At 68.2% G+C, this 22743-nt stretch carries 14 protein-coding genes; 8 read left to right on the top strand and 6 right to left on the bottom strand.

Going from position 1 to position 22743, the window contains the following annotated elements; translation table 11 throughout:
- Positions 1 to 45 precede the first annotated feature (45 nt).
- Together OZ403_RS14265 and OZ403_RS14260 are read left to right on the top strand one after the other, a co-directional pair.
- Positions 46 to 825, top strand: a complete 780-nt coding sequence (locus OZ403_RS14265; RefSeq protein ID WP_237080346.1) for an alpha/beta hydrolase family protein — start codon at positions 46 to 48, stop codon at positions 823 to 825.
- Between the two features lie 40 nt (positions 826 to 865).
- Entirely contained in the window at positions 866 to 5533 is a 4668-nt protein-coding gene (locus OZ403_RS14260; protein ID WP_268784416.1) for a MupA/Atu3671 family FMN-dependent luciferase-like monooxygenase, read from the top strand.
- A 205-nt stretch (positions 5534 to 5738) separates the two neighbouring features.
- On the opposite strand, the gene OZ403_RS14255 is transcribed toward OZ403_RS14260, so the two are convergent.
- The gene (locus tag OZ403_RS14255; protein WP_140798080.1) at positions 5739 to 7988 is read right to left on the bottom strand and encodes an ATP-binding cassette domain-containing protein; all 2250 of its coding nucleotides are present in this window, start codon (positions 7986 to 7988) and stop codon (positions 5739 to 5741) included.
- A gap of 166 nt (positions 7989 to 8154) precedes the next feature.
- On the opposite strand from OZ403_RS14255, the gene OZ403_RS14250 reads away from it, so the two are divergent.
- On the top strand, positions 8155 to 8934 hold the full coding sequence (locus tag OZ403_RS14250; protein ID WP_268784415.1) for a TetR/AcrR family transcriptional regulator: 780 nt from the start codon (positions 8155 to 8157) through the stop codon (positions 8932 to 8934).
- Positions 8935 to 9061: 127 nt separating this feature from the next.
- On the opposite strand, the gene OZ403_RS14245 is transcribed toward OZ403_RS14250, so the two are convergent.
- Positions 9062 to 10183, bottom strand: a complete 1122-nt coding sequence (locus tag OZ403_RS14245; protein WP_268784414.1) for a hypothetical protein — start codon at positions 10181 to 10183, stop codon at positions 9062 to 9064.
- A gap of 333 nt (positions 10184 to 10516) precedes the next feature.
- Entirely contained in the window at positions 10517 to 11689 is a 1173-nt protein-coding gene (locus OZ403_RS14240) for a DUF6068 family protein (RefSeq protein ID WP_268784413.1), read from the bottom strand.
- Positions 11690 to 12122: 433 nt separating this feature from the next.
- On the opposite strand from OZ403_RS14240, the gene prtB reads away from it, so the two are divergent.
- From prtB to OZ403_RS14225, 3 genes are all read left to right on the top strand, one after another.
- Positions 12123 to 12920 (top strand): M57 family metalloprotease PrtB, encoded by a 798-nt coding sequence (gene prtB, locus OZ403_RS14235; protein ID WP_140790312.1) that lies wholly within the window; start codon positions 12123 to 12125, stop codon positions 12918 to 12920.
- 3 nt (positions 12921 to 12923) lie between these two features.
- Entirely contained in the window at positions 12924 to 13751 is an 828-nt protein-coding gene (locus OZ403_RS14230; RefSeq protein WP_268784412.1) for a trypsin-like serine peptidase, read from the top strand.
- Between the two features lie 423 nt (positions 13752 to 14174).
- Positions 14175 to 15581 carry an MATE family efflux transporter gene (locus OZ403_RS14225; RefSeq protein WP_268784411.1) on the top strand — a complete coding sequence of 469 codons (1407 nt, stop codon included), beginning with the start codon at positions 14175 to 14177 and terminating at the stop codon, positions 15579 to 15581.
- Positions 15582 to 15590: 9 nt separating this feature from the next.
- Here the strand turns inward: OZ403_RS14225 and OZ403_RS14220 are convergent, their stop codons facing one another.
- Genes OZ403_RS14220 through hppD form a run of 3 tightly spaced genes read right to left on the bottom strand, consistent with a single transcriptional unit; the run spans position 15591 to position 18411 of the window.
- Positions 15591 to 15971: a Rieske (2Fe-2S) protein gene (locus OZ403_RS14220; protein ID WP_140798074.1), complete on the bottom strand. Its 381-nt coding sequence runs from the start codon at positions 15969 to 15971 to the stop codon at positions 15591 to 15593.
- A 7-nt stretch (positions 15972 to 15978) separates the two neighbouring features.
- Positions 15979 to 17316: a homogentisate 1,2-dioxygenase gene (gene hmgA, locus OZ403_RS14215; RefSeq protein WP_140790308.1), complete on the bottom strand. Its 1338-nt coding sequence runs from the start codon at positions 17314 to 17316 to the stop codon at positions 15979 to 15981.
- A gap of 30 nt (positions 17317 to 17346) precedes the next feature.
- Positions 17347 to 18411 carry a 4-hydroxyphenylpyruvate dioxygenase gene (gene hppD, locus OZ403_RS14210; protein ID WP_140798073.1) on the bottom strand — a complete coding sequence of 355 codons (1065 nt, stop codon included), beginning with the start codon at positions 18409 to 18411 and terminating at the stop codon, positions 17347 to 17349.
- 360 nt (positions 18412 to 18771) lie between these two features.
- Between hppD and OZ403_RS14205 the strand changes: the two genes are divergently transcribed.
- Positions 18772 to 21804, top strand: coding sequence for an ATP-binding protein (locus tag OZ403_RS14205; protein ID WP_268784410.1), 3033 nt, complete (start codon positions 18772 to 18774; stop codon positions 21802 to 21804).
- A 120-nt stretch (positions 21805 to 21924) separates the two neighbouring features.
- Positions 21925 to 22605, top strand: a complete 681-nt coding sequence (locus OZ403_RS14200) for a hypothetical protein (RefSeq protein ID WP_140790306.1) — start codon at positions 21925 to 21927, stop codon at positions 22603 to 22605.
- Positions 22606 to 22743 lie beyond the last annotated feature (138 nt).

Raw genomic sequence — 22743 nt, 5'->3', positions numbered from 1 at the left:
AGAGTCAACCAGCGCTTCCCGCTGATCACCATTGGCGTGCTGGCGATGGGAATCCTCATGCTGGGATTGTCTCGAGAAGACGCGGATCTCCCGGGCCCGTTCCCCTACACCGGCGCGCCGCTGTCGGCGGAGGAGCGGGCGAGATTGACCTCCGATGGATGGACGGTGACGGGACCCGACGCACCGCCCAGGCTCGTCGCGTTGACGCGGCCTCCCTCCGCCGGTGAGACACGGTGGCTGGTGTACTTCGGCGGCAACACCCCGGGGTACCTCGCGGAGGCGAAGTCCGTCCTGCTGTCGCTGGACGAAGGCCGTGGGCTCGGGCTGGCCGCCATCGCGCCCCCTGGCTTCGACGGCTCGCCAGGCAAGCCGTCCCCCGAAGCACTCCGTGACAGCGCCGCGAGCGCCATGCGCTGGCTGACGGAGACGCATCCTGCCGCGGCGCAGGACATCCACCTCGTGGGCTTCTCCATGGGAACCATGTCGGCGCTCGCGGCGGCCCACGCGCTTCGTGCGCAGGACACGCCCGCCCGGAGACTGGTGCTGTTCGCGCCGTTCCAGGCGATGAAGGTGGGGCGCACGGGGCTCATCGGCAGCCTCGTCGGGCGGCACCGGTATGACAACCAGCCGCTGCTGCTACCCAAGCGACTCCCGCCCGCGCTCGTGCTGCATGGAGGCGCCGACAGCGCGCTGCCTCCCGCCCAGGGCGAGCGCGTCAGCCGTGGGCTTCGCGTCCCCCTCAAGACGTACCCCGGTATCGGGCACGCCGAGCTTTTGAAGCATCCCCCCGCGCTCGCCGACGCCCGGCAGGGCCTGGGCTTGTGAGCGGGGAACACCCGAATCGCAGCAACGCAGGAGGCACTGAATGAGCGCGGCTCCGGAGTCGCCCAGCTGTTTCATCATTGGCGAGGGCACCCTCGTCGTTCCCTGTGCACAAGCCCTCACCGAGCGCGGCGTCCGGATTCTCGGGCTCGTCACGCGCGAGCCCGCGCTCCAGAAGTGGGCGGAGGAGCAGGGCGTGCCGCACGTGCCGCCCGGCGAGCAGGTGCTGCCCTTCCTGTCCCAGGCGCCCTTCGACTGGCTCTTCAGCATCGTCAACCTGAGCATGGTGAAGGACGAAATCTTGCGCCTGCCCCGGCGCATGGCCATCAACTTCCATGACGGCCCGCTGCCCCGCTACGCCGGACTCAATGTCACGTCGTGGGCGCTGCTGAACCGGGAGCCTCAGCACGGCGTCACGTGGCACGAGATGACGAAGGGCGCGGACGAGGGCCGCATCCTCAAGCAGCGCCTCTTCGACATCGCCCCCGGTGAGACGGCCTTCAGCCTCAATGCCCGCTGCTACACGCTGGGCATGGAGACCTTCGCGGAGCTCGCGGAAGAGCTGGTCGCGGGCACGTCCGAGACGAAGGAACAGGACTTCGCGCAGCGCAGCTACTTCGGCCTCGCGCAGCGTCCGGAGGCCGCGGGCGTCCTCGACCTCCACGGGGACGTGGACGTGGCGCACGCGCTGGTGTCGGCGCTCGACTACGGCGGCTACCCCAACCCGCTGTCCTTCGCGAAGGTGTGGCTGGGCAACGGGCCCATCGCCATCTCCGAGGCCCGACGCTCCGAGCCGGCATCCGAGTCCGCCCCGGGCACCGTGCTCGACATCGAGGGTGACGCGTTGACGGTGGCGCTCCAGGGCGGAGACCTCACGCTGAAGGGCCCCAAGGGTCTGTGCGGCGCGCCGCTGTCGTGGGCCGACGTGCTCGGCGCGCGAATGCTGGCCCGGGGTGACGTCCTGCCCGCCGCCGCTCCGGAGCTGCGCGCCCGGCTGACCGAGGTGGGCACGCAGGCAGGCAAGGCGGAGTCGTTCTTCCTCCGTCGCATGGAGACGCTCGCGCCACCGGACCTGTCCTTCCTGGGCGGCAGCTCCAAGGACGTGGGGACGCACACGCTGAAGTTCGAGGCCAGCGACCTTGCCCCAGGCTGGGTCACGGACCTGCCGCCCGAGGAGCGGCTGCTCTTCACCGCCGTGGCGTTCCTGGCGCGCCTGTCCCCCGAGCCCCGCTTCGACGTCGGCTACGCGGATGCGTCCACGCGCGCCCGCATCGAAGGTGTGGAGGGCTTCTTCGCCTCGCAGCTCCCGCTGCGCATCGAGCTGCCGATGAAGGATGCGCCGGAGCAGGCCGCGGGTGCCTTCCGCAAGGCGCTGACGCAGCTGCGCGACAAGGGCGTGCTCGCGCGCGACGTCCTGGGCCGCTCCGCCCAGCTCTCCAACCTCCAGCGCCACGGCGGCGAGGTGGCGTATCCCGTCGCGCTGCGCATCGGCGCGGCGAACCCCGCCGTGGGCGGCGCGGCGCTCGTCGTTGACGTGGACGCCCAGGGCCGCCATGCCCACCTGCACTTCGATGCCACGCGCGTGGACAAGGCCCGCGTGGACGACGTGGCGCGGCAGCTCAACGCGTTCCTCGCCTCGCTCCGGGACGCGCCGGGCAAGGCGGTGGGCGAGCATGACCTGCTGGGCGCGGAGGAGCGCCAGCTTCTGGCCCGGTGGAACGACACGCGGCGGGACTTCCCCCGCGACGCCACCCTGGCCTCGCTCTTCCAGGCCCAGGCGCGGCGCACGCCGGACGACACCGCGCTCATCTGCCGGGGCACCTCGCTGACCTACCGCGAGCTGGACGCGCGCGCCGAGGTGCTCGCACGGCACCTGCGCGGCGCGGGCGTGGGCCGCGACGTGCGCGTGGGCATCTTCATGGAGCGCTCGCTGGAGATGATGGTGGGCGTGCTGGCCACGCACAAGGCAGGCGGCTGCTACGTGCCGTTGGACCCGGCCTATCCCGCCGAGCGCATCGCGTTCATGGAGGAGGACGCGGGCTGCCACGTGGTGCTCACTCAGGAGCGGCTGCTGTCGCGCGTGCCGTCCACGGCGAAGGCCGTGCTCGCGGTGGACCAGCAGTGGGAGCGCATCGCCGCCGCGCCGGAGGCCCAGACGCCGCCGGCCACGCCGGACAGCCTGGCCTACGTCATCTACACCTCGGGCAGCACGGGCAAGCCCAAGGGGGTGATGATTGAACACCGCAACGTCGTGAACTTCGGCGTTGGCATGGACGAGCGCCTGGGCACGGAGCGCGGCACCTGGCTGGGGGTGACGAGCCTCAACTTCGACATCTCCGTGCTGGAGCTGCTCTGGACGCTCACGCGCGGCTTCACGGTGGTGCTGCACGCGGAGCGGCACGACGCGGCGCAGGCCGGCAAGCACGCCTCGCGCGCCATGGAGTTCAGTCTCTTCTACTTCTCCAGTGATGAAGGCGAGCGTCCCGAGGGCCGCTATGACCTGCTCATGGAGAGCGCGCGCTTCGCGGACACGAACGGCTTCTGCGCCGTGTGGACGCCGGAGCGCCACTTCCACGCGTTCGGCGGACTCTTCCCCAACCCGGCCGTGACGTCGGCCGCGCTGGCGGCGGTGACGCGCAACGTGCAGCTTCGCGCCGGCAGCCTCGTGTCGCCGCTGCACCCCACGCTGCGCATCGCCGAGGACTGGTCCGTGGTGGACAACATCTCCCACGGCCGCGTCGGCATCTCGTTCGCCGCGGGCTGGCAGCCCAACGACTTCGCGCTGCGTCCGGAGAGCTTCCCGGACCGCAAGCGCATCATGTTCCAGCAGATTGAAGACGTGCGCCGGCTGTGGCGCGGCGAGGCGCTGGAGACGAAGAGCGGCACGGGCCACACCGTGAAGCTGCGCACCCTGCCCCGCCCGGTGCAGAAGGAACTGCCCATCTGGGTCACCACCGCGGGCAACCCGGAGACCTTCGAGGAGGCGGCGCGCGCGGGCTGCCACGTCCTCACCCACCTGCTGGGCCAGTCGGTGGAAGAGGTGGCGCAGAAGATTGCCCTCTACCGGGAGACGTGGGCCAAGGCCGGCCACCCCGGCAAGGGCATCGTGTCGCTGATGCTGCACACCTTCGTCGGTGACTCCGAGGCTTCCGTGAAGGAGGTCGTCCGCGAGCCGATGAAGTCGTACCTCAAGTCGTCAGTGGGCCTCATCAAGGAGGCGGCCTGGAGCTTCCCGGCCTTCAAGGCGCAGACGACGCTGGCCAACGGCAACTTCGGCACCGACCACCTGTCCGCCGAGGAGATGGACGCGCTGCTCGACTTCTCCTTCGAGCGCTACTTCCAGTCCTCCGGCCTGTTCGGCAGCGTGGATGCGTGCGTCGCGCTCGTGGACCGGCTCAAGGGCCTGGACGTGGACGAGATTGCCTGCCTCGTGGACTTCGGTGTGCCCACGGAACTGGTGATGAAGCACCTGCCACTGCTGGCCGAGGTGCGCCAGCGCGCCAACTCGGGCGTGGGCCAGCCGGGCGCCGAGCCCGAACTCGACGGCTCCATCCCCGCGCTGATGGAGCGTCACGCGGTGACGCACCTCCAGTGCACGCCGTCCCAGGCGAGCATGCTGCTGGCCGAAGAGCGCTCGCGTGAGGGCCTCAAGCGGCTGAAGAAGATGATGGTGGGCGGCGAGGCCTTCCCCGTCCCGCTGGCGCGACAGCTCTCCGAGACGGTGTCCGGCGACGTCATCAACATGTACGGGCCCACCGAGACGACCATCTGGTCCTCCACGCACCCGGTGAAGAACGTGGGCGAAGGCGTCCCTATCGGTACGCCCATCGCGAACACGCAGCTCTACATCCTGGATGCGCAGCAGCGTCCGCTGCCCATTGGCGCGGCGGGTGAGCTGTACATCGGCGGCGAGGGCGTGGTGCGGGGCTACCACCACCGTCCGGAGCTGGACCGCGAGCGCTTCGTGCCGGACCCGTTCTCCTCCCAGCCGGGCGCGCGGATGTACCGCACCGGTGATGCCGCGCGGTGGAGGCACGACGGTCTGGTGGAGTACATCGGCCGGCTGGACCACCAGGTGAAGGTGCGCGGCTTCCGCATCGAGCTGGGCGAAATCGAATCCCGGCTGGGCGAACACCCCGCGGTGCGGGAGACGGTTGTCATCGTCCGCGAGGACATCCCGGGCGACAAGCGGCTGGTGGCCTACCTCATCGCGAAGCCGGGCGAGCCGCCCGCGGCGGACGCGCTGCGCGAGTTCCTGCGCACGAGGCTGCCCGAGTACATGGTGCCGCAAGCCTTCGTGACGCTGAGCACCTTCCCCCAGACGCCGAACAAGAAGGTGGACCGCAAGGCCCTGCCACCTCCGGAGCAGGCGCAGGCGCGCGGGGAGCTGGTCCGGCCGGAAGGCGAGACGGAGGCGCTGATTGCCGGCATCTGGCAGGACGTGCTCAAGCTCGACAAGGTCGGCGTGGAGGACAAGTTCGTCGACCTGGGCGGCCACTCGCTGCTGATGGTGCAGGTGCTGGAGAAGCTCAAGGCCCAGGTGGAGAAGCCCCTCACGCTGGTGGACCTGTTCCGCTACCCCACCATCCGCGCCCTCTCCGGGTTCCTGTCGGGTGACAGCGGCGAGGAAGAAGCGCTCAAGGAAGTCGCGGCGCGCGGTGAGGCCCGGGCCGCGGCTCGCCGGTCGATGCAGCAGCGCCGCCGCCGGTAGACGTTCATTGCCGCAAGACTCGCACTCCAGGAACGGCCTGTAATTAAAGACAGGCCGCTTCCACGATTCCTGGAGTGCCTCATGCGTTTCAAAGCCTTGCTGGGTATCGCCTCGTCCCCTGGAAGCTGGAGCCTGCGAAGGACTGAGCCGCACGACTCGACCGGAGCGGTGCGAGGCGTCTCGCGCCGCTCCGGCGGGTCCGCCGCTACGCCTTGCCTCGGCGGGCCATGTGCTGCCCGGTCAGTGAACGCTTGTGCGCCGCGAGCTGGGCCGGAAGCCCCTCGAAGACGACCTGGCCGCCCTCATGCCCGGCCCCCGGCCCCAGGTCGATGACCCAGTCCGCGCGGGACACCACGTCGAGGTTGTGCTCGATGACGATGACAGTCGACCCGGCGTCCACCAACCGGTCGAACAGGCCAATCAACGTGTCCACGTCGTTCATGTGCAGGCCCGTGGTGGGCTCATCCAGCACGTAGATGTTCCCGGACCGGCCCAGCTCGGCGGCGAGCTTCAACCGCTGGCGCTCACCGCCCGACAGTGTCGACAGCGGCTGCCCCAGCGTGAGGTAGCCGAGCCCGACGTCATCCAGCCCCTGGAGGATCTTGGCGATCGCCGGTTCGGTGAAGAAGGCCACCGCGTCACTGACGGCCATCTCGTAGACGTCGCTGATGGACTTGCCGCGCAGCCGGTGCGCCAACACCTCCTCGGTGAACCGCTTGCCCTCGCACGTCTCGCAGAGGGTCACCATCGGGTCCAGGTGCGCCAGGTCCGTGTAGATGACGCCCAGGCCACTGCAGTCCGGGCAGGCCCCCTTCGAGTTGGCGGAGAACAGCGCGGCATCCACCTTGCTCGCCTTGGCGAACGCCTTGCGGACATTGTCGAGGATGCCAGTGTACGTGGCGGTGTTGGAGCGGCGCGAGCCCCGAGCCAGGTTCTGGTCGATGATGATGGTCTCCGGGTACGCCTTGGGCAGGCAGCCCTGAATCAGCGACGACTTCCCCGAGCCCGCCACGCCCGTCACCACCGTGAGCACACCTCGCGGAATCGAAACGGACAGGTCCTGGAGGTTGTTGAGCCGGGCGCCCTTGATTTGAAGCTGCCCCGTGGGCTTTCGAGGCGTGGTCTTCAGCGGCTGGTGCTTCTTCATGTGGTTGCCCGTGAGGGTGCCCGAGGTCAGCAGCCCCTCGTAGGTGCCCTCGAAGACGACCTGTCCACCCTTGTTGCCGGCCTTGGGCCCCATGTCGACCACATGGTCCGCAATGGCAATCATGTCCGGCTTGTGCTCCACGATGAGCACGGTGTTGCCCTTGTCGCGCAGCTGCTGCATCAGGCCCGCGAGCCGGCCTACGTCGTGCGGGTGAAGCCCCACGCTGGGCTCATCGAAGATGTACGTCACATCGGTGAGACTGGAGCCCAGGTGCCGCACCATCTTCACCCGCTGGCTCTCTCCACCCGACAGCGTCGAACTCTCGCGGTCGAGGCTGAGGTACCCCAGGCCAATGGTCACCAGGTTGTCGAGCCGGTGGGCCAGTGCCTCCAACATGGGCCCCACGGAGGGAGCGGCAATCTTCCGGACGAACGCGGCAAGGTCCGACACCTGCATCGCGGAACACTCCGCGATGTTCTTGCCCTGGATGCGGCTGCCGAGCGCGGCCTGGTTGAGCCGCCCACCCTTGCAGGAAGGACAGATGGCGCGGGTGAAGATGCGCTCGTATTCGGCGCGGACGTGCGGCTGGACCGTCTCAGGATCTTTCGAGCCCAGCGTCCGGCGCAGCTTGGGGACAAGGCCCTCGTAGGTGAGGTTCATCTTGTCGATCTTGATCTTCCGGCCGTCGTCCAGGTGGAGGAGCTTCTCCAGCTCCTCCTTCGTGTACTTGGACAGCTTCTTGTCGACGTCGAAGTAGCCCGAGCGCGCGTAGATGGCCCAATACCAACTGTCGACCGCGTAGTCCCTGGGAAGGATGGCGCCCTCGTTGAGGGACTTGGACTTGTCGATGACGGCGTCCATGTCCATGGACGCGACCTGGCCAATGCCCTCGCACTCGGAACAGAGCCCCCGAGGGTCGTTGTAGGAATAGAGGCCCGGGCTGCCCAGGTGCGGCTCGGCGAGGCGTGAGAACACCACGCGGAGCATCTGCGCGGCGTCCGTGACGGTGGCGACCGTGGAGCGTGAGTTCCCGCCCAGCCGCTGCTGGTCCACGATGATGGCGGCGGAGATGTTCTCCAGGCTCTCCGCGTCCGGCTGGCCGTAGTGCGGCATGAACTGCTGCACGAAGGCCGGATAGGTCTCGTTGATGAGCCGCTGGCTCTCGGCCGCGATGGTGCCGAAAACCAGGGACGACTTGCCCGAACCCGAGACGCCCGTGAAGACGGTGATCTTCCGCTTGGGGATGTCGAGCGAGACATTCTTCAGGTTGTTCTCGCGTGCCCCGCGAATCTTGATGGAGCCGTACATGGTTGGCTTCTCCTTAGTGTGACGCCCTGCCCGCGGACGCGGCACGCCCACGAACGGGCTTCCCGCAAATCGCTCGACATCTTTTCAGTCACGCCGTAACTTCGTACGGCGCACGAGGTTTAGCACAACAACCCCGTACACTGTAAATAGTTATCCTGAGGTACGGATGAGCGACGAGATTTCCGGCCGGGGCGACCCGTTGAAATCAATGCAGTTGCTATGGGGACGGACCGAGGCGCCGAAGCGCGGCCCGAAGGCGAAGGCCAGCGTCGCGGAGCTGGTGTCAGCCGCCGTCACCATCGCGGATGCCGAGGGACTCGAAGCGGTCAGCACGCGCCGCGTCGCGGAGGCGGTGGGCATCTCCCCCATGTCGTTCTACACGCACATCCCCGGCAAGGCCGAGCTGTTGGACTTGATGATGGATGTCGTGTCCGGCGAAATCCTGAAGGACCGGCCCGTCTTCAAGCCCGCAGACTGGCGCGCCAACCTGACGCGGGTGGCGACGGACTATCGCGACTTCTACCTGGCCCACCCGTGGGTGATTCCACTCGCGACGCACCGCACCGTGCTGGGCCCGAACACCTTCCGTTCCGCCGACATCGCGTTGAGTGCCATGGAAGGCCTGGGGCTCACGGACCTTGAGATGGACCGGATCATCACCCTGGTCCTCGACTACGTCCACGGCGCGGTCCGCAACGCGGCCCGGGAGAAGATGGTCAAGGACCTGACCGGCATGACGGACGAGGAGTGGTGGTACCGCGTCGCCCCCTTCCTCGAAACCGTCGACTTCACGCCCTACCCCGTCCTGTCCCGCGTCGGGAAGACCGCGGGAGAGACCTACGGGGCGCACGACCCCAGGGGGGCGTTTGCCTTCGGTCTCAAGCGCGTGCTCGATGGACTGGCGGTGTTCATCGACGGCAAGGCAACGGGAAAGAAGCGGCGCTGAGTCCCCAGGCAGTGAGCGTCAAGGTTGTTGTGGCTGGATGGCCTACGACGGGAGGGACCATCTCCCTTCTCCGCCCTGCGCTCTTCAGACGCGAGGCGGAGTGACTGTGAGGCAGACGGGCGATTCGTCACTCAATCGTGGAGTTCGTCACAACAATAGGCGTGTCATCGTGATTCGAAATCTGTGGATGCGTCGGGTACCACGATCCGCCGACGTTGTTCCGAATCACAGAGCGGTCGATGCGGATGTCCCCTGAGTGGTCGTTGCTCACGAAGAAGATGGCGCTGCCGTGTGCATTGACCTCGTTGTGCTCAATCCGCGTACCACAGAGTGACAGCGTCATCGTGTTGCCATCGTTGTAGATGGCCCCGCCACTGCCCCCACCCGGCGTCCCCGGACGCGCGGGATTCGCGCCATTGCCGACGGCCCGGTTGTGGGAGAACAGGCTGTTGATGAGGGTCCACGACACGCCGATGCTGCTGATGCCACCGCCGTTGGAGCAGGCACCGCCGTAACCAGCCTTTCCACCGAAGGTCGTGTTCACCACGTACACGGGCTGGTTCCGGTGCTGGCTGAACACACGGAGCGCGGCGCCTCCCACGTCCGGCCCCACGTCCGCGCAAACGTTGTTGAAGAACCGGGAGTTGATGACCTTCACGCGCCCGCCGCGAACCCAGACCGCGCCTCCGCCGTCGAACTCGGTCTCTGTCTTGGAGCTGGCGTCCACGAACGTCAGGTTCTGCAGTGTCAACCGGGGGTGGTCCTGGTCCTGGCAGTGCGCGGTCGTCCACACCTGGTCCCGGTCGCAGGTGTTCATGTACAGGATGCGGTGCCGCCCTGCCCCGCTCAGCGTCACCAGCCCCTTGCCGTCGATGACGATCTCCGGCCCCGTGTCGTTGAAGATCTTCGCCGTCCGTTTCAGGGTGATGGTGACGGGCTCGGGACCACAGTCGAAGGTGATGACCCCGCCTTTCGCCACGGCCTGGATGAACGCGTCACTGGTACAGCTCTCCGAGCTTCCCGTGCCGACGACTGTGGTGGGCCGGGAGACGTCCGCGAGGCCGGCCTCGGCCGGGATGGCGCACGTGGCCTCCGGGTTCTGATTCCCGGCGGGAGGCCCGTCCTTGGGATTCGTCAGGGGGTTGGGCATATCCACGCCCCCGTCGTCCTCCGAGCACCCCATCCCACCGGCGAAGGAAAGTCCGAGAAGCACGAGCGCGGGCAGCCGACGAAATCTCTCAAGGTGCATGAAGCCTCCAGTCCGCACCCAGTGTAGCTCCGCTCTGCGCAATGGCCCCTCGGGAAACCTCAACAGGTCACCGAATACCCTCTCACATACGCGATACACACAATTGTCAGCCATTCATTCAATCATCAGGCTGCGCGCGCCACTCCCAGAAGGGATGTCACCATGCGCCGTCTGCGCCCTGGAGCTGCTGCTGTCGCCGCCGTGATGTCGCTGTCCCCCATGGCCCAGGCCAATGTCTCCAACGATAGGCCTGGTACCTCCAGCAGCGCCCCATTCCGGCCGCCTGCCCCGGCGCGCTCGAAATGGGGCATCTGTCTGGAGACTACCGAGCCGTCACGGCTGCCCGCCGAGCCACGGGCCCCACTGGACGATCCGACTGCCGCCCGCGGACTCACGCTGCCCACCCGGGCCCACGCGCTCGGAGCCGCTGGAGAGCGACTGGAAGCGCGCTTCATACGGCAGGCCCGCGAGCCCCGGCGCCCAGGTCTCCGCCGCGTAGGTGTCCATGAAGACGTGCCGCGTGCCCTCCAGGTCCTCCGTGCGCTGCTCCGTGATGGAGGGCACGTTCCGGTCTCCCACGGTGAAGGTGCCACGGGCGCCGTCCTTGGAGGGAGGCCACTCGCCCGAAACCAGCGCCTCCCAAGGAAGGCCCATCACCACCTCCTCCAGGGCCTCAGGCTCCGCCTGGGAGAAGTCGGCGCACGGTTCGCTCCCAGTGCCCAAGGGGCCCTCCGCGCGCAGGATGTAGCCGCGCTCCGCGGTGAAACACACGCGCAGCACCTCGTGCGTGGGCGCCATGTCCACCTTCCTGTCGTAGTACGCGCCGGGCCCCAGGGGCCGCTCCAGCGCGGGCGTGGGGGCACTGGCCTCGGTGGAGCCCTCCTGGAACTCACGCAGCGACAGCCTGACGCCGCCCGGCGTCCGAAACCCAGCTGACTCGGTGCTGGCCTCCAGCAGGCCGCGCGTCAGGTAGAGCAATGCCGAATCATTGGCATACACGCGCGTGCGCAGTGGACCATCCACGGGCCGTTGATCGCTGACATAGCGAGTGGCCTCCCAGTTGCGCCCGGAGAAGGAAGGACGCTCCGCCGTCACCTGCCCTGGACGCGGCACGTCCAGCGAGCGCGTCATGTCCGAGCGCACGGGAACCACCAGGTCCTGCGCCAGCCGCGTCTGCGTCAACGGATTGCCCGCCGCGTCCGTGAAGGCGACCCGCACGTAGACCCAGGGCTGCTGGACGGACACGACGTCCAGCGTCAACTGGCCATCGAGCGTGCGCGCGGCGTCAGCCTCACCGGGTGTAGGGCCCTGGGTCGCGGAGAAGGCATAGGTGACGCGATCGCCCACGCGGGCACGCTTCCAGGCCTCCGCGGACTGCTGAGAAGTGGAGGTCTGGCTCTGAGCGTCAATGGGCGAGGGATTGCTTGACATCGTGCTCCCACAGCCAGGAAGGAACGACAGGGCCGCGCCCAGCAGCGCGGCGACAGGACAGGTGACGTGGCGCATTTGCATATTCGACTGGATACACCGACAGTGTATTCACGCGCACCTCTCGTCAGACGAGTGTGTCCATTCTCACCCCATTACAGGGCTGTAGTTTGTTTTCACTTGTGTCAGATCATGCCTGGGGTGTCTTTGCCCCATGGGGCAAGTGACCGATAACCAGACATCACTGTGTGGTTTCGAAACGCCCGGCCGTTTCCAGAGAATCCGAAGTGGGCACGCGGGTTTGCGGCGGCTGGCGTCAACTCTGTTTACGTGCCCGTGACGCGGGCCTGGAGCGCAGGTACTCCACGCTAGTCAACGATTTCGGGTTTCTCATTCTGCGGGACTCATTGGCCTACCATTTGCTCAAGGGCCGGGACGCGTCTCGCCGCGGCTGGTGGATACCAGGCGGACGGCGCGTCCCCCCGCAGTCAAAACGGACGAGGAATCTCCGATGCCCATGTTCCAGAAGATGTTCAAGGGAGCTGCAGTCCTCGCGGTGACCGGCAGCATGATGCTGACGGGCTGCGGCACCGACATGCAGGCCGATTCGCAGCACGAGCACGATGAGATCATCTCCAACCTGGTCGAGGCCGGCTTCCCGGCGGACGACATCCTGGTCTCCGACGGCCAGGTGTACGTGGGCCGCGACGCGCACGTGACGCTCGAGGCCTCCCGCGAGATGCTCCAGACGGACCTGAAGACGCAGGAGCAGTTCCGCACGACGAACCTCGTCGCCGCCTCCATCACCCGCATCTGCATCGTCCCGAACTCCGCGTACGCCGGCAACACCACGCTGATGTCCGCCCTTGACCGGGCGATCGCCAACTACAACGCGCTGGGCCTGTCGTTCACCATGCAGCGCGGCGGCACCGGCTGCAGCGCGACCATCTCCGCGCGCACGACGTCCGGCGCTGGCGGCTCGGCGGGCTTCCCCTCCGGCGGCCGTCCCTACGGCATCATCAACATCGGCACCGGCACCGCCACCTACGGCGTGGCCGTGGTCGAGCACGTCGTGACCCACGAGCTGGGCCACGCCGTGGGCCTGCGCCACTCTGACTACTACAACCGCAGCATCAGCTGCGGCGGCGCGGCCCAGAACGAGGGCGCCGCGGGCGTGGGCGCCATCCACATCCCCGGCACGCCGTCCACGGCCACCCGCGGCGGCTCGCTCATGAACTCCTGCTTCAGCTCGTCCGAGACGGGTAACTTCATGAGCTCCGACGTCACGGCGCTCCAGTACCTGTACTGAGTCATGGCGCGACACCCCTCAGACTTCCGCGTGACGCTGTGGGGTTCGCTCCTCGCTGGGACCGTCTTCCTGGGCTTCACCGCCTGCGGAGGACGGTCCGAGCCGACCGAGCCTGCGGTCTGTGAGCCACCCGCCAGACCGGAGGTTCGTGCCTTCACGCAGTGCGGTCCGAAGCTCGACTTCACCCCCATCAACAGCTACGTGGGCGAGTTCTCGGACGTCATCCAGGACAGGGAAGACGCCGTCGTGTTCATTGACGGGCGCTGCACCGGCACGCTGATTAAAGCAAGCGCGGGCCCCGTGGTGCTCACCGCGGGCCACTGTGTCAACGCCGGGGACATCCCGCTGATTGTCTTCAACTTCGAGGACAACGCGGACGGCGACCCTTTGATTACGGAGGGCACCGTCATCGAGCAGTCGATAGAGCCGGACTATGCGCTCATCCAGCTCGACGTCATCCCGGATGTCACCCCCATCCCGCTGACGGCCCAGGCCACCGAGCAACTGGTCATCATCCAGCACCCCCGCGGACGGCCCAAGGTCATTGCCGAGGGCCGGTACCTGGACTCGTGCAACCAGCTCATCTTCTACAGAGACCTGGACACGCTGGTCGGCAGCTCGGGCGCTGGCGTACTCAACCGGCAAGGGCACCTGCTGGGCGTCCACACCGACGGAGACTGTGAAGTCAACGGCCGGGGCTCCAACCGGGGTGTGACCGCGGAAGCCATCGTCGAAGCCTCCGCGTATCTGCAAAACGACGACATCACCGAGCCATCCACGGCGACGCGCACGGAAGGGGCGGACGCTCCACACGCGCGACTTGGGCCCTGAGTTCCGGGCCCACGACTGCACCAGAACGGTGAGGGTCATCTTCACCGGACGGTGCGATTTGTCACCGGTCAGCGGCAGGCCTTGGAGCCCCGGGTGCGCCGATGTCGTCAGGGCCGCTGTCGCCCACCTTGTGTCACCCCGCACACGATGCGGACTCCATGAGGCGAACGAGCGGTCAGCCGCTTGCTCTCGGCGCCTGGCAACCAAGATGAGGCCGCGTTGCCACGGAAAACCGTGGCCATCATCCGCACGCCTCACCGCGCCAACGGCCGTCGGGCAGACGAGCAAGAGGCCCCTGCTGTTTGAACACAAATCAAGCAGCGGCGCCCACATCTCGATGTCACTCGACGCGCTCTGCGCGACATGCGAGACGCTGGCGAGAGGCGAGGCATTGCCGCGCCCGCCTCTCGGAGTCGACGCCCCATGGAAGTCGCAGCATCCCCGAATGCGGATCCACACGCCTCACCGTCGCTGGGGCTGTTCCGGCTCACGTGGCCCATCTTCCTGGAGCTGCTGCTCTTCATGATGATGGGCACGGCGGACACGCTGATGCTCAGCGGCGTGTCGGATGACGCCGTCGCCTCGGTGGGCGTCGTCAATCAGTACGTCTTCATCTGCATCCTCATCATGGAGGTCGTGGGTCACGGCGCGGCCATCGTCGTGGCCCAGTACCTGGGCGCGCGCAGGCAGACAGAGGCCGCGCGCATCTCCGCCATCGCCGTCACCCTGAACCTCGCGCTCGGCATCACCGTCAGCGCGGGGCTGCTGCTCAGCGGGGATGCCATCCTGGGCGGGATGAACCTGCAGGGCCACATGCTGGCGTACGCCAAGACGTACCTGCACATCGTCGGCGGCTTCCTGTTCCTCCAGGCCCTCATCAACGTCTTCGCCGGGCTGCTGCGCACCTACGGCTTCACGCGCGCGTCCATGTTCGTCTCGCTGGGGATGAACGTGCTGCACGTGGGTGGCAACTACGTGCTCATCGCCGGCCACTTCGGCTTCCCCGCGATGGGCGTGGCGGGCGCGGCCATCTCCACCGTGGTGAGCCGGGCCATCGCGCTGGGCGTCTTCGTCTACGTCCTGTACCGGGTGATGCCGGTGAAGATGGCGCCGCGCGACTACGTGACGTTCTCCAAAGACTACGTCCGCAAGATTCTCAAGGTCGGCCTGCCCTCCGCCTTCGAACAGGCCACCTACCAGGGCTGCCAGACGGTGTTCCTGTACTACGTGACGTTCCTGGGCGCGGTGGCGCTGGCGTCCCGGCAGTACGCACACGCCATCTCCCAGTATGTCTTCCTGTGCAGCCTGGCCATCGGCATGGGGACGTCCATCATCGTGGGCAGGCTGGTGGGCGCCAACCGCGCCGACGACGCGTTCCAGCAGGCCCTGCGCAGCCTGAAGTGGGGCCTGGCCATCACCCTGGTGGTGGACGTGGCCGTCGTCCTCCTCCGCGTCCCCATCGTCTCGCTCTTCACCGAAAACACCGACATCGTCCGGATGACAGCGCAGGTCATCGTCATCGGGCTGGCCCTGGAGACGGGGCGCTGCTTCAACCTGGTGCTCATCAACGCCCTGCGCGCCGCGGGTGACGCGACGTTCACCGTCTACATGGGCATCGCGTCCATGGTCTGCATGAGCCTGCCGCTGGGCTACTACCTCGTCTTCCACATGGGCCTGGGACTGGCCGGCGTGTGGATGGCGGTGGCCGCGGACGAATGGGTGCGCGGCATCACCATGTGGCTGCGCTGGAAGAGCCGCGCCTGGGAGAAGCAGGCCCTGGTCTCCCCCGTCGCGGAGGCGGAAGCCACGCCCGTCGCCGCGCCCGCCTGAGCCGCGTGCTCAGCCGGTGACGACCATGCCGTCGCGCACCGTCACCGGCCACGGCGTGAGCCGGCCACCCGAACACGGCCCGCCCACGCACAGCCCGTCCTCCACCTGGAACAGGGCCCCGTGCCACGCACAGACGATGAGCCCCTTGTCGGGCGTCAGGTAGCGGTCCAGCTCGCGCGCGAGCGGCAGGCCCGCGTGGGGACACCGGTCCACGTAGCCGTGGACCGCGTCACCCTTGCGCACCAGGAAGCCGTGGAAGAAGGCGTCCCCAATCTGGAGGACGAGGTTGCGCGCCCCGGGGTCCTCCAGGGCGCTCACCGGGAGCAGCTTCACGTTGGCCGGCGTCGACCAGACGCGCTTGCGCCCCGCCGTCTCCCCTCCCGTGCTCACGCGGCCCTCAAGGCAACTTCGCCTTCTGGAAGCCCGCCCAGCACGCGTCGTAGTCCTGCTGAAGCGCCGGTGACTCCATGGCGAAGCGCGTGGGACGGATGACCCAGCGCGACTCGAACATGAAGGCCAGCGTGTCCTTGATTTTGTGAGGCTGCAGGTCCGCCTGGACGGCCTGCTCGTAGCTGGTCCGGTCCGGGCCATGGCCGCTCATGCAGTTGTGCAAAGAGCCGCCGCCCGGCGCGAAGCCGCCCGCCTTCGCGTCGTAGACGCCGTGCACCAGCCCCATGAACTCGCTCATCACGTTGCGGTGGAACCAGGGCGGCCGGAAGGTGTGCTCGGCCACCATCCACCGAGGCGGGAAGATGACGAAGTCGCAGTTGGCCGTGCCCGGCACCTCGCTGGGCGACGTGAGGACCGTGAAGATGGACGGATCCGGATGGTCGAAGCTCACCGTGTTGATGGTGTTGAAGCGGGCCAGGTCGTACTTGTACGGCGCCAGGTTCCCGTGCCACGCCACCACGTCCAGCGGAGAGTACGCATACCGGGCCGACCACAGCCGCCCCTGGAACTTCTGCACCACCTCCGTGGGCCGGTCCACGTCCTCGAAGGCCGCCACCGGCGTCAGGAAGTCGCGCGGGTTGGCCAGTCCATTGGCCCCAATGGGCCCCAGGTCCGGCAGGCGGAAGAACGCACCGTGGTTCTCACAGACGTAGCCGGCGGCCTGGCCCTCCGGCAGCTCCGCGCGGAAGCGAACCCCGCGCGGCACCAGCGCGATTTCGCCCGGCGCCACGTCCAGCACGCCCAGCTCAGTCACCAGCCGCAGCCGCCCCGCCTGCGGGACGATGAGCAACTCGCCGTCCGCGTCGAAGAACACCCGGTCCACCATGGAGCGGTTGGCCGCGTACAGGTGGATGCTGATGCCCGCGCCCGACGCCGCGTCCCCGTTGCCCGCGTAGGTGACGAGCCCGTCCACGAAATCAGTGGGCTGGGCCGGCGGGGGCTGGGGACTCCAACGCAGGCGGTTGGGCGAGGCGGGCACCTCGTCGAAGGGCCCGCTGCGCAAGAGCCCCTGCGCCAGCGGCTGGAACGCAGGGTGGTTGGCGCTGGGCCGGAGGCGGTACAGCCAGGAGCGCCGGTTCTCCCGGCGCGGGGCCGTGAAGGCCGAGCCCGACAGCTGCTCGGCATAGAGGCCGAAGGGCGCCCGCTGGGGTGAGTTCTGTCCCTCGGGCAGTGCGCCGGGCACCGCCTCGGTGGCGAACTCGTTGCCGAAGCCAGACAGATAGGCGCCGGGAGCCGTCTTGAGGACGCTCCCCGGCGACACCACGGAGGAAGGCTGGGTAGTCACCGGATTCTCCTCGCAAGCGCGGCGCGCGGACTAGTCGACCTTGATGACGCCGCGGCGAATCTGGTCCAGCTCAATGGACTCGAAGAGCGCCTGGAAGTTGCCGTTCCCGAAGCCCTCGTTGCCCTTGCGCTGGATGATTTCGAAGAAGATGGGCCCGAAGAGGTTCTCGGTGAAGATCTGCAGCAGCAGGCCCTCGTCCTCGCTGCCGTCGATGAGGATGCGGTTCTTGCGCATCCGCGTCAGGTCCTCGCCGTGGTTGGGGACGCGCTTGTCGACCAGGTCGTAGTAGGTTTCCAGCGTGTCCTGCAGCGCCACGCCGCGCGCGCGCAGCCGCTCCACGGTGTCGTAGATGTCCGGCGTGGTGAGCGCCAGGTGCTGGATGCCCTCGCCCTTGTACTGGCGGATGAACTCTTCAATCTGCGACTTGTCGTCCTGGCTCTCGTTGAGCGGAATCCGGATGGCCTTGTCCGGAGCGATCATCGCCTGGCTGAACAGGCCCGTGGCCTGGCCCTTGATGTCGAAGTACTTCTGCTCGGTGAAGCCGAAGATGCGGTTGTAGAAGGACGACCAGGTGCGCATCTGCCCGCGGCGCACGTTGTGGGTCAGGTGGTCCAGCGTCTCCAGGCCCACGCTGTTCTTCGCCTCGGCCTCCTCGGCGCCCGGAATCTCCTGCCAGGTGTCATAGAGCGACCCCATCGCCCCGTGGCGGTCCACCAGATACAGCAGGCTGCCACCGATGCCCTCCAGGACATAGGAGCCCTCGCCCAGCGAGCCCCGCTCCGGGTCCGCCGCCTTGGCGCCACGCTCCAGGGCCATCTCGTAGGCGCTGCGCGCGTTCGCCACGCGGAAGGCCATGCCGCTGGCGGACGGACCGTGCTCCGCGCGGAACTCAGCGGCCTGTCCTGCGGACTCGCGGTTGATGAGCAGGTTGATGCCGCCCTGCTTGTAGCGGACCAGTTCCTTGGACGGGTGCTTGGAGTACGCGGTGAACCCCAGCCGCTCGAAGAGGCGCTCCATCACCTCTGGCTGGGGGCTGGTGAACTCCACGAACTCGAAGCCATTCAGCCCAAGAGGGTTCTCTGCCGTATCCGCCATGACGCCGCCTCCGTGCGTTGCTGTGGCGCGGACCTTCACGGCCCGCGCGAGTCGCCGAAGCGCCCCGTTGTCGAGAGCGCCTCCACCCGCGAACGTAGGAATGGCTCCCCTGCATAAAAAGTACAAAGTCCAGCCAGAGACTGTCAGGGCATTGCACAGTGCCTTGCGTCGTGAATCCACCATCAACTTGCCCTGGGGACGGATGGCGCCCGGGCGGCGGAGGGCTGTTCACGGCACGACGCTGGGCGTGGTTCAAGCGCCTGCCTCCCCGCTTCGTCGCGATTCGGCCGGACGCATACGGCCAGGACGCGGCAGGCTGCATAGCTAGATAACGCACCCGCCCTGCATCTCACCGACCGCGTGAAACAACTCACTTCCCAGACTGAACTCCCTGTCCCTGGTGGCGAACTGGGCGAACTGCTGCGCTCGCACGATTGGAGCCGCACCCAACTGGGCCCCTACGAATCGTGGTCCCGCCCGCTGAAGGCCTTCGTCGCCATGATTCTGGAGATGCCGGCACCGGCCATCATCTTCTGGGGGCACGAGCTCATCCAGGTCTACAACGACGGCTACGCGGTCATCATGGGCCCGCGCCATCCCCGTTACCTGGGCGCCACCTACCGCGAGTGCTGGCCCGACACCTATCCCGTCATCTCGCCCTGGATGCGCAAGCTCCTGGCGACGGGCGAAGTGACGCAGGTGGCGAAGACCTTCTTCATGCTCACCCGTTACGGGTTCAATGAAGAGGCCTACTTCACCTTCGACTTCAGTCCGCTGCGGGACGACGCGGGCACCATCGCGGGCATCCTCCAGGTCGTCTTCGAGGTCACCGACGTCGTGCTCAGCGAACGCCGGCTGGCCACGATTCGCGCGCTGGCGCCCCGGGTGAACGGGCCTTCCGAGCGCGCCACCACGGATGCCATCCGGGCCCTGGCGGACAACCCCCAGGACATCCCCTTCGCGCTCATCTACCACTGGGACGAGGGCGAACAGCGGCTGGAGCTGACGGAGTCCACGGGGCTCGACGGGCTGGCGCAGCACGCCGTCATGGACCTGGGACGCATCACGGAGGCCACGAAGCAGGCCGTGGCGGCGAACGTCCCGGTCCTCCTGGAGTCGGTGCCGTCCATCCTGGGAGCCCGCCAGTTCGGCCCCTGGCCCGAGCCGACGGAGAAGGCGCTGGTGCTGCCCCTGCGCCGCACCAGCACGGACAGCCTCCGGGGTGTGGTCGTCCTGGGCATCAGCCCCCGGCTGCGCTTCGACGACACCTATCGCCAGTTCTTCGAGGACCTGGCGCGCGAGCTGGCCACCCACCTGGCCGTGGAGCAGGAGAAGCGCGCCGAGCGCGAGGCTTACGCACACGCCCAGCAGGCCCGAGCCCATGCGGAGGCAGAGGTGGCCCGGCGGGCCCAGGCGGAGGCGGCGCTCCGGGCCAGCGAGGAACGCCTGCGGATGGCCCTGGCCGCCGGTCAGCTGGGCGTCGTGGAATTGCAGTATGAGCGCGGCGTGCTGTCGTGGGACGAGCGGGCCCTGCAGCACCTGGGCCTTCCCCCCGGCAAGTCTCCGACGCTGGCGGAAGCCGCGGCCCGGCTCCATCCCGACGACCTGGACCGCGCCCGGCGCACCATCGAACAGGCGCTGCGCCCGGGTGCGGGGGCGATTCGCCTGGAGTGCCGCGTGCAGGGCTGGGATGGCGTGCAGCGCTTCCTGCTGGCCATGGTGAAGACGCACTTCGACGCCCGGGGGAAGCCTGAGCGCGTCGTCGGTGCGCTGCAGGACGTGACGGAGCGACGGAGCGCTGAACGGGAACGCGAGCGGCTGGCCACCATCGTCGAGCAATCCCCCGACTTCATCGGCGTGGGAGACCCATCCGGCCGGGCGGTGTGGGTGAACGATGCGGGGCGGCGCCTGCTGGGCCTGGGGCGCGATGAAGACATCACCCGGTACCACCTGCGGGACTTCTTCCTGGCCGAAGACCAGACCTACGTCGACGAACACATCGCGCCCGCCATCCTCCAGGGCGGCCGGTGGGAGGGAGAGTTCCGCTTCCGGCACTTCCCGACGGGCGAGCCCATCGCGGCGCAGTACCACACCTTCGCCCTGGTGGAGCACGACACCCAGCGGCAGATGGGCATCGCCACCGTCAGCCGCGACATCCGCGCACAGAAGCGACTGGAAGCGGAGCGGGAGCGGTTGCTCGCCCGGGAGCGCGTGGCGCGCGAGGAGGCGGAGGAGGCCAACCGGCTCAAGGACGAGTTCCTCGCCACCGTCTCCCACGAGCTGCGCACGCCGCTCACGGCGGTGCTCGGCTGGGTGCAGATGCTGCGGACCGGCACGCTGCCGCCGGAGAAGCGGGAGCGGGCGCTGGCCACCGTGGAGCGCAATGCCCGCGCCCAGGGGCAGCTCGTCGAGGACCTGCTCGACGTGAGCCGCATCATGACGGGCAAGCTGAAGCTGGAGGTGTCGTCCGTCGACGTGAGCCACGTCGTGGAGGCCGCGCTCGAGTCACTGCGGCCCGCCGCCGAGGCGAAGGGCATCCGCATCCAGGCCGCGCTCGACTCGGGCGGCACCATCATGGGCGACACGAGCCGCCTGCAGCAGGTGGTGTGGAACCTGCTGTCCAACGCCGTGAAATTCACCCCCAAGGGAGGCCGCGTCCAGGTACTGGTGGAGCGGCGCAACTCCTCGGTGGAAATCACGGTGGCCGACACGGGCCAGGGCATCTCCCCGCAGTTCCTGCCGCACGTGTTCGAGCGCTTCCGACAGGCCGACGGCAGCACCACGCGCAAGGCCGGGGGGCTCGGGCTGGGACTGGCCATCGTCCGGCACCTGGTGGAGCTGCACGGCGGCACCGTGATGGCCACCAGCGAGGGCGAGGGCCGGGGGGCCACCTTCATCGTCAGCCTGCCGCAGGCCGTGGCGCTGAGGCGGGAGATGCTGGTGCCTCCCACCCTCCGCGGCCCGTTGCAGGAGCAGGACATCCCCTGCCCGCCCCAGCTCGCGAGCCTTCAGGTGCTCGTGGTGGACGACGAGGAGGACACGCGCGAGCTGCTTCGCAGCATCATCGAGACGTGTGGCGGCATCGTCACCACGGCCAGTTCTTCGGAGGACGCGCTGGCCGAGCTCCGCAAGGCATCGTTCGATGTGCTCGTCTCCGACGTCGGCATGCCCGAGGAGGACGGGTACCGCTTCATTGCCCGCGTCCGGGCCCTGCCCGAGGAACAGGGCGGCGGCATCCCCGCGGTGGCCCTCACGGCCTACACCCGCATGGAGGACCGGACGCGCGCGCTGCTCGCGGGCTTCACCACCCACGTGCCCAAGCCCATTGAACCGGTGGAGCTGATGGCCGTCATCGCCTCCATGTCCAACCGGGGCCCACCACGACGGGCCTGACATGGCCTACCCCACGGGTTTGATTTCAATGGGGCGGCCGGCCCGTCTGGCCGCCCCGGGAATGTCAGACCCTTCCGGTAGTCTGCCTTCATTCCCGAAGCCGGAAAGGAAGGCCGAACCATGACCGTCACCCGTGAGAGTCCGCGCGTTTCCGTCAACAAGCTGGGCCAGTACCTCACCGCGACGCCGTCACTGCGAAAGCGCATCATCCAGGGCCAGAAGCACCCGGTGGACCCGCAGTACCTGCGCTACCCCGCCGCCGCCCAGGCCATCATCGAGTTCCTGTGCGAAGGCCGGGACGAGGTCATCCTCCGCTACCACCAGCGGCGGCTCCTCAACGCCCAGCCGGAATCCGACTACGACGCGCACCGGCTGGCCCTGTGCGCGGAGGCGCTCCAGCGTTGCCTGGTGTCCGCGGGGGGTCTGGCCACCCGCGCGATTGCCAGCCCCGTGGACGCGGACCTGCCGCCGCTGGCGCTAGCGGGCGTGGACATCAGCGTGCGCCCGGACGTGCTGCTGCGCAGTGTGGATGCCCAGGGGCTGATGCGCTCCGGACTGCTGAAGCTCTACTTCTCCAAGCACACGCCGCTGGACGAGCGCTCCGGGCAATACATCGCCACGGTGCTCCAGCGTTACGCCGAGGAGCGGCTGGAGCAGCGCGGCCCGGTGGACCCGCGGCTGGTGGGCGTGTTCGACGTCTTCGCGGGCCGGCTCTTCCAGGCGCCCAAGGCCCAGCAGCGCCGGATGAACGACGTCCGGCTGGCGTGCGAGGAAATCGCCGCCCGGTGGGACGTCCACTGACGCGCCGGTGAGCGGGCGTCCCGTCGCGGGCCTGTCCGTTTCCGGGACAGGCCTTCCCGCATCCGCGCACTCCCAGGGCGTGCTCCGGGGAGGCCACCCTCCACATGCCCAGTGGTTGCGCCCGCGAGGCGGTTGGCA

Origin of the sequence: Myxococcus sp. NMCA1 (assembly GCF_026810205.1) — a bacterium.
GTDB classification, from domain to species: domain Bacteria; phylum Myxococcota; class Myxococcia; order Myxococcales; family Myxococcaceae; genus Myxococcus; species Myxococcus xanthus_A.
The sequence above is the reverse complement of the archived record's forward strand: the minus strand, read 5'-3'. Positions and strand labels throughout refer to the sequence as shown.